The 6,840-nt window shown below is 56.5% G+C and carries 3 protein-coding genes and 2 pseudogenes; 4 read left to right on the forward strand and 1 reads right to left on the reverse strand.

What is annotated here, in order from left to right; genetic code table 11:
- Positions 1–178: 178 nt before the first annotated feature.
- On the reverse strand, positions 179–1,387 hold the full coding sequence (mhpT, locus tag DK871_RS04370; protein WP_161904099.1) for a 3-(3-hydroxy-phenyl)propionate transporter MhpT: 1,209 nt from the start codon (positions 1,385–1,387) through the stop codon (positions 179–181).
- A 529-nt stretch (positions 1,388–1,916) separates the two neighbouring features.
- Here mhpT and DK871_RS28935 point away from each other — a divergent pair.
- The 4 genes and pseudogenes from DK871_RS28935 to DK871_RS04385 all read left to right on the forward strand — a co-directional run.
- Positions 1,917–2,087: pseudogene (locus DK871_RS28935) on the forward strand (amidase); the annotation flags it as partial.
- Positions 2,088–2,119: 32 nt separating this feature from the next.
- Positions 2,120–4,021, forward strand: coding sequence for an acyl-CoA synthetase (locus tag DK871_RS04375; protein WP_161904158.1), 1,902 nt, complete (start codon positions 2,120–2,122; stop codon positions 4,019–4,021).
- 747 nt (positions 4,022–4,768) lie between these two features.
- Positions 4,769–4,843 (forward strand): annotated as a pseudogene (locus DK871_RS29610) (AAA family ATPase); the annotation flags it as partial.
- 332 nt (positions 4,844–5,175) lie between these two features.
- The gene (locus tag DK871_RS04385; protein ID WP_256677370.1) at positions 5,176–6,831 is read left to right on the forward strand and encodes a ShlB/FhaC/HecB family hemolysin secretion/activation protein; all 1,656 of its coding nucleotides are present in this window, start codon (positions 5,176–5,178) and stop codon (positions 6,829–6,831) included.
- Positions 6,832–6,840: the final 9 nt, after the last annotated feature.

Genomic DNA, 6,840 nt, shown 5'->3' on the forward strand with positions numbered 1-6,840 from the left:
GAAGATGTCTTCAACCCCAGCGCGAAAACTGCGAATTACACGGATGCAGCGTACTGTTGATGATAAGAAGATTTATAACGGTTTTTGGAACCTGCCATCCGTTGCGTTGCGATGGTTGCCGGTACTTCTGTTCACTGAACAGCGCAAGCTTAGAGCCCACACGCAAACGCATCTTTCCCTAGCGCCACTTTCGATGTTGCCCCGCGACGAGGAATAGCATTGCAGCAGCAGCGACTACGATCCCTGGCGTCGCGGCCATCAATACCATCGCACCACCGCTGCCAGCTGCAAGCATTTGCCCTGCGACCAGAGGCCCGCTCATAGAACCCAGTCGGCCAACGGCGAGGGCCGATCCTACACCTGTACCACGAATGCCCGTGGGGTAGAACCGCGGAGCAAGCGCGTACAACACCAGCTGACTTCCGATGGAAAAGAATCCGGCCGCAAACGCGGCAATCACCATGCTGTAGAACTGACTTGAAAATCCAAGTCCCGCCAGTGCCGCTACCGTACCAAGGTACATGCTTACTATCAGTGCCGTGACACGCCAACGGTCCATCAGCAGTCCCATCAACAGCGATCCTATCGCGCCCCCCAGATTGAGGGCGACCTGTACAGTACCCGCGTCAGAGCGAACCAGGCCTTGGCTCATCATCAAGGATGGCAACCAGTTCTGGAGAAGGTAAAGCACCATCAATGTGAAAAAATAACTGACCCATAACAGTAACGTCGACCGGGCGGCCCCCTGTTGGAACAGCACTCGCAAATAGGGGCGGCGGGCGCAGTGGTCTCGCTCTTTCTGGGCATGATAGACGGCCGATTCTGGCAACCATAGACAAAGCAAAGGAACGACCAGTAACGGCCCAACGCCGCCGACATAGAACACAGCCTTCCAGCTGTCCTCCAGATCTGCGTTACTGATTAGTACCGCTATGGCGCCGCCTAATGGTAAACCGCAATACATGATGCTTACGGCCTGACCATGGGATCGTTGCTCAACCGCTTCCGATGCCAAGGCAATCAGGTTTGGCATCGCGGCCCCCAATCCCACCCCCGTCAGGAAACGCATCATTAGCAGGCTTTCGAAACTCCAGGCCATTGCAGTGGCCAGGGAGAACATTCCAAAAATTATCACTGCAACAATGAGTACACGCTTGCGTCCCAATCGGTCCGCCAGCCAACCGCCGACCAGGGCACCGGGTAGCAGACCAATGATACTTGCACTGAACACAGCCCCCATCATGCTAGGTGAAAGTCCAAAGTGCGCGGCGATGGCAGGCCCGGCAATTCCGGCGGACTGAACATCCAAGCCTTCAAACAGGGCGACGATGAAACAGAGACCAATAGTTGGGACAGGTGAGCGTACGCAGGCGTTGGTTGTATTCATGACGGTCACCGATTTAACTGGTGTTATTTGAGGTTCAAGGGGTTGGCTCGTCTGGTGTACACGCCCACGTAATAAAAGTGTGTTTCTTCCGATTCTGTTGTTAAGCACCCGAAATTTTCTTATTTGGCCAACGGCCACTCAGCATTAATCATGTGGCCTCAAGGTGCCCAGCACTATCCATTTTTCGCCTCGCGACTATCCAGTTTTCGCTAACGCGGAAATTCGATATTGGAATACTGCATCGCAAACCAGATGCGAAGCGATGCACGAGATCACGATTAAGGCTGCAGCCGTTGACGCCGTATTACTGATGCTCCTGGTAGCCTATTGCACGCCACGTCGAGGTTGCTACGAAAAGAGCGGGGCATGCATACAGAGAATAAGGGGGCGCTACTCTCCCTGAGGGGCCGATTTTTACGTTCGATATTGTCTTGAGGGTTGTTAATCGTCGCAGCGGACGGAAATTATCGGAAATAAAAATCCATTTGGGAGTTGTGAGGTCGGCAGTGTATGAACGTGAATTCTCAAACTGACACAACAACCGGCTGCGTAGTTGCCTTGTGGGTTTTCAGATGAAGGCCTACCCATCGGACTGCAGGTCGTTGGTGCAAGATTTACCGATGACCAGGGACTTCGGCTGTGTCGAGCCTACGAACAGGCGTTTCCCACAACCCATCCGCAGACGGCTATAGTCAGAAACCGAAATCGTCGTCCATCCAAAGGCCCAAGAACATGCGTGTACCTGTTTCCCTCGCCCGGCTGGGCGACATCGAAGCGTTTGAACAACAATATCCACTGGCCCAGCGTGATCTACCCACCAGCACCTATACATTGCTGCAGCGTTCGGCGGAGCGCTTCGGCGACCTGCCAGCGTTGTGTTTCCTGGCGACTGGCAGCGTCGAGGATCAGCCTTGGCGTATCAGTTACGCCGAACTGTTCGCCAAGGTCACGCAAACCGCGAATGCCTTGCATCGTCTCGGCCTGGGTCCGGGGGAGGCTGTCTCCTTTCTGCTGCCTAACTTGCCGCAGACCCATTTTGTGATCTGGGGCGGCGAGGCGGCTGGAATTGTGAACGCCATCAATCCGCTGTTGGAACCACAGCACATTGCAGAACTGATTCGCGCCTCCAACACCTCGGTGCTGGTCACGTTAGGGCCCTTTCCTGGTACAGATTTATGGCAAAAGGTGGCTGCATTGGCCGATTTTCTGCCACAGCTTCCGACCATCGTGACGGTCGATCTGGCCAATCTTATGCCAGAACCGCAGCGCAGTGTTGTGAAGGCCAAACGGCCCCCTATGCCTGAAGGTGTATTGGACTTCGACGAACTTCTCGCCACTGCCCCGGCTGACCATTTGGAGAGTGGACGTGTCATTCAGCCTGGCGACATCGCCTCCTATTTCCACACTGGAGGAACGACCGGCACCCCGAAACTGGCGCCCCATACCCACTTCAACGAGGTGGCGATGGCCGAGATCATTGGGTTGCACGGCCGCTATGTGCCGGATGATGTGCTGCTGTGCGGCTTACCGCTGTTTCACGTCAATGGCGTGATGGTTTCGGGGCTTGCTGCCTTTCACCAGGGCGCACAGGTCTTGCTTGCTGGCCCTCAGGGGTATCGCAACCCGACCCTGCTCAAGGATTTCTGGAAGCTGGTGGAGCGTTACCGGGTCAGTAGCTTCAGTGGTGTGCCTACCATTTACTCGGCGCTGCTGCAGGTCCCCACCGATGGAAATGATATTTCGAGCCTGCGTTTTGCACTCTGCGGCGCGGCACCGATGTCGGTGGAGCTCATCCGCCAATTCGAATCCCGCACGGGGTTGCGCATCATCGAAGGGTATGGGCTGACCGAAGGCACGTGCGCCACCGCCTGCAACCCCTACGAGGGCGAGCGGCTACCGGGCTCCATCGGCCTGCGCTTGCCATATTGCCAGGTCAAGATCGTGGTGCTCGATAGTGATGGAAACTACCTGCGTGACGCCGCCATGGACGAGCCGGGCAATCTGTGCCTGCGTGGCCCGACGGTGTTCAACGGCTATCTGCAGGCAGATAAGAACATTGGCATCTGGGTAGATGGAGACTGGTTCAATACCGGCGACCTGGGGCGCATTGACGCCGATGGCTATATCTGGCTGACTGGCCGCAGCAAAGACCTGATCATCCGCGGTGGTCACAATATTGATCCGCAGATGATTGAGGAAGCGCTGCATCGTCACCCTGCGGTCGCTCTCGCGGCGGCAGTGGGCAAGCCCGATATCAAGGCCGGTGAATTGCCGGTGGTGTATGTGCAGCTCAAAGCCGGCGAGCACGCGACTGAGGCCGAATTAATGGAGCATGCGCAACAGCATGTCCATGAGCGAGCAGCGTTGCCGAAAAACATCTGGTTAGTCGAGTACATTCCATTGACTGCCGTGGGCAAGACCTTCAAACCAGCATTGCGTCTGGATGCGATTCGCCGGGTGTTCGAAGAGGAAGTCGGGCAGGTCACCCGTGGCGGCCAGGTCGATGCGCGTAGTGATGAGCGCTATGGTCAGCACGTGGATATCCGCATACCCAACCTTAGCACTTCGCAGCACGAGCAACTGAAGCAGCGGTTGGAGGGTTATGCGGTGCGTTATACCGTGCATTCGGTATAAACCAATAGAATGGTATGCGTGTGGACTCGCTGAACATCTGGCGCGGATCGTAATGCGGTTCGCCCTTTATCTCCCAGGCAGGGCTGACCGCATGAGTAACTCGCCCCGGCGATTGATACTCGACCAAATTGCTGATTGGCTGCATAGGGAGCTGATCGATGGCGCTACCCGGCAGAGGCTGAGTTCGCCTTATCAGCGCGCGGCTCAACTGCCGTTGACGGTACCCAAGTGGTAGGGTATCGGCTCGGTGCTGCAGATCGGTATGGCGATTCTGGGCGGTGTGATCTACCTCAGTGAATCGGTCACCCTCGGTAGTGCTTCTTGAATCGCGTACGTTTTATAGAAAATCAAACGTAAGCGAACGGCGAACGCTACTGCTATCGAAGGGACGACATTCTGTCCTGTGAGACGAAGCATTCAAACCGACACATCTATCGAAACCGCGCTTTATCCTGATGTGACGCCGGCGCTTGCCTGGCACTGCACTCCGCAACTCTGCAGGGTGGCTCACCCAATCGTAGTGAGCAGGAGCGGGACGTTATCGTCATCCAGTGTGGTTTGTGTTCATCGATTCTTCGTTGCCAAGCGGACGAAACATTGTCCCCGTCGACCCACGAAGATCTTGTAGCGTTCTACCTGGCACTGTAGAGAAACGGCTTGTGAACACCTGCGTGTCAGCTATGGGTTAGATATTGACGTAACTCGCTACCCCAAAAAATGCAGCTTGCGTAGTGAGAAGGAGCTTCGATGCAACGGGTGATGATTGTTGGTGAACCTGGGTCTGGCAAAAGCACTTTGGCGCGTAAGGTTGGTCAGCGAACGGATTTCCGGTCATTAACTCGTAGCATCTGCGCCATCAGCTTGTCGTGTGGTTCATCTGCGGTCCAATTGGGAGACAAGATTTTTCTTGCGAGCAAGCTCCTGCACTATTTTAGGAAAATTCCTACAGATGTTTAAGTAGGCAGCTACAAGAATTCGCCCCTTCTGCGGCGACCCCCTGGCTCGTCATTGGCTAGGGGTGTATCCACTCCGATCAATAGTTTGGCTAATCCAGCGAAACACGCATGGATGGAATCGGCATGCTGGTATTTCACCTCGGAGTGAGGTCTTTTTCAATTGTATTGCTGGGGTCGCTGGGTTTATTGAGCTCTGCTATGGCTGCTTCTATTGCTGCGCCTGGCGATCAGGACCTGATCCGCGACCGGCAAAACCGTCTCCTCGAAGAGCAGCAGCGGCGTATTGAACAGCTCAAGGAGTTGCCCGGTAAAGAAGCCAGGCCGCAAGCGCCGACGGCCCCGGTGGACAGCCGTTGCTTCCGGATCCAAACCATTGAACTCCAGGGGGCCGATCACCTGCCTGTGGCTGACCGCGAGCGTCTGCTAAAACGGTACGTCGATCAATGCCTGGGCGTATCGCAGCTCAACATGCTGCTCAAGGACATCACCAACTACTACATCGACGAAGGCCTGGTCACCAGCCGCGCTTACTTGCCGCAACAGGATATGTCCAAGGGGCGTCTGCAAGTGCTGGTGGTGGAAGGCAAGCTCGAGGGTGTGAAGGGTGCCGACAACAGCAAGTTGTCAGAGCGCGAGCTGGCCATGGCCTTCCCCGGCAAAAGCGGCGAGATATTGAACCTGCGGGAAATCGAACAGGCCGTCGACCAACTCAACCGTTTGCCATCCAACCAGGCGCAAATGGAACTGACCCCAGGCGACGCCGTGGGCGGCAGCTCTGTGTCGGTGAAAAATAATTCGCAAAAGCCCTGGCGTGCCAGCCTGTCGCGTAACAACGATGGCCAGAAAAGCACTGGCGAACAGCAGTGGGGCACCGGCTTTGAATGGGACAGCCCGCTGGGCCTGGCCGATCAGCTGATTCTGCGCGGCGGCCATGACGCCATCAGCGACCACCAGAAAACCTCCAAGAACGCGATGCTGTACTACAACGTGCCCTGGGGCTGGTGGAACTTCAGCTACAGCTACAACCAGAGCGACTACCGCTCTGTAGCCCAGGGCGACGGCTTTAATTTCAAGCAAACGGGTGACAGTGAAAACCACCAACTGCGCGCTGAGCGGGTGATCCACCGCGATGCCGTGAGCAAGACGTCGGTCAACGTCGGCCTGTCCCACCTGCGCACCAATAACTACATCGAAAGCAGCCGTATCAGACAGAGCAGTAATCGCCTCAGTGAACTGCAGCTGGGTATTAACCACGGCCGACGTATCGGCAGTGCGTTCGTCAACTTCGATATCGGTATGCAAAACGGCATCGGTGCCTTCGATGCCCAGAGCAACGATCAACAGCGCGACCCGCAAGGCAATCTCACCCCCACCCCGGAGTACCGCAAATACACCGCCACCGTCAGCTACCTGCAGCCGTTCAAGCTGTGGGGTGAGTCGTTCAGTTTCACCAGCCTGGCCACCGGCCAGCGCAGTGAAGATGTGCTGTTCAGCCCTCAGCGTTTGAGCCTCGGGGGCTCCTCGTCGGTGCGCGGTTTCAAGGACCAGCAACTCTATGGTGACAGCGGCGGCTATTGGCGCAATGACCTGCGCTGGAGTCGCCCGGTGACGCTCGGTTGGCTGCGCCCGGTGTTCGGTGAATACGGCGCCAGCGTCGGCTATGACCAAGGCGTGATCCGTAGCGGTCGCTACAACCGCGAAGAGCATGGCCGAGTCTCGAGCAACTCGCTTGAGCTCTTCGCCCGCGGCAAACACGTGAGCACCAGCGTGACCTTTGCCCACTCGCTGGAACGACCGGCCGCGCTGCTTGAGCGTGAAGCACCGGTCTACTTGCGCATGGATTTTTTCCTGTAATTCAACGCC

The organism is Pseudomonas sp. L13 (assembly GCF_009935965.1).
GTDB classification, from domain to species: domain Bacteria; phylum Pseudomonadota; class Gammaproteobacteria; order Pseudomonadales; family Pseudomonadaceae; genus Aquipseudomonas; species Aquipseudomonas lactis.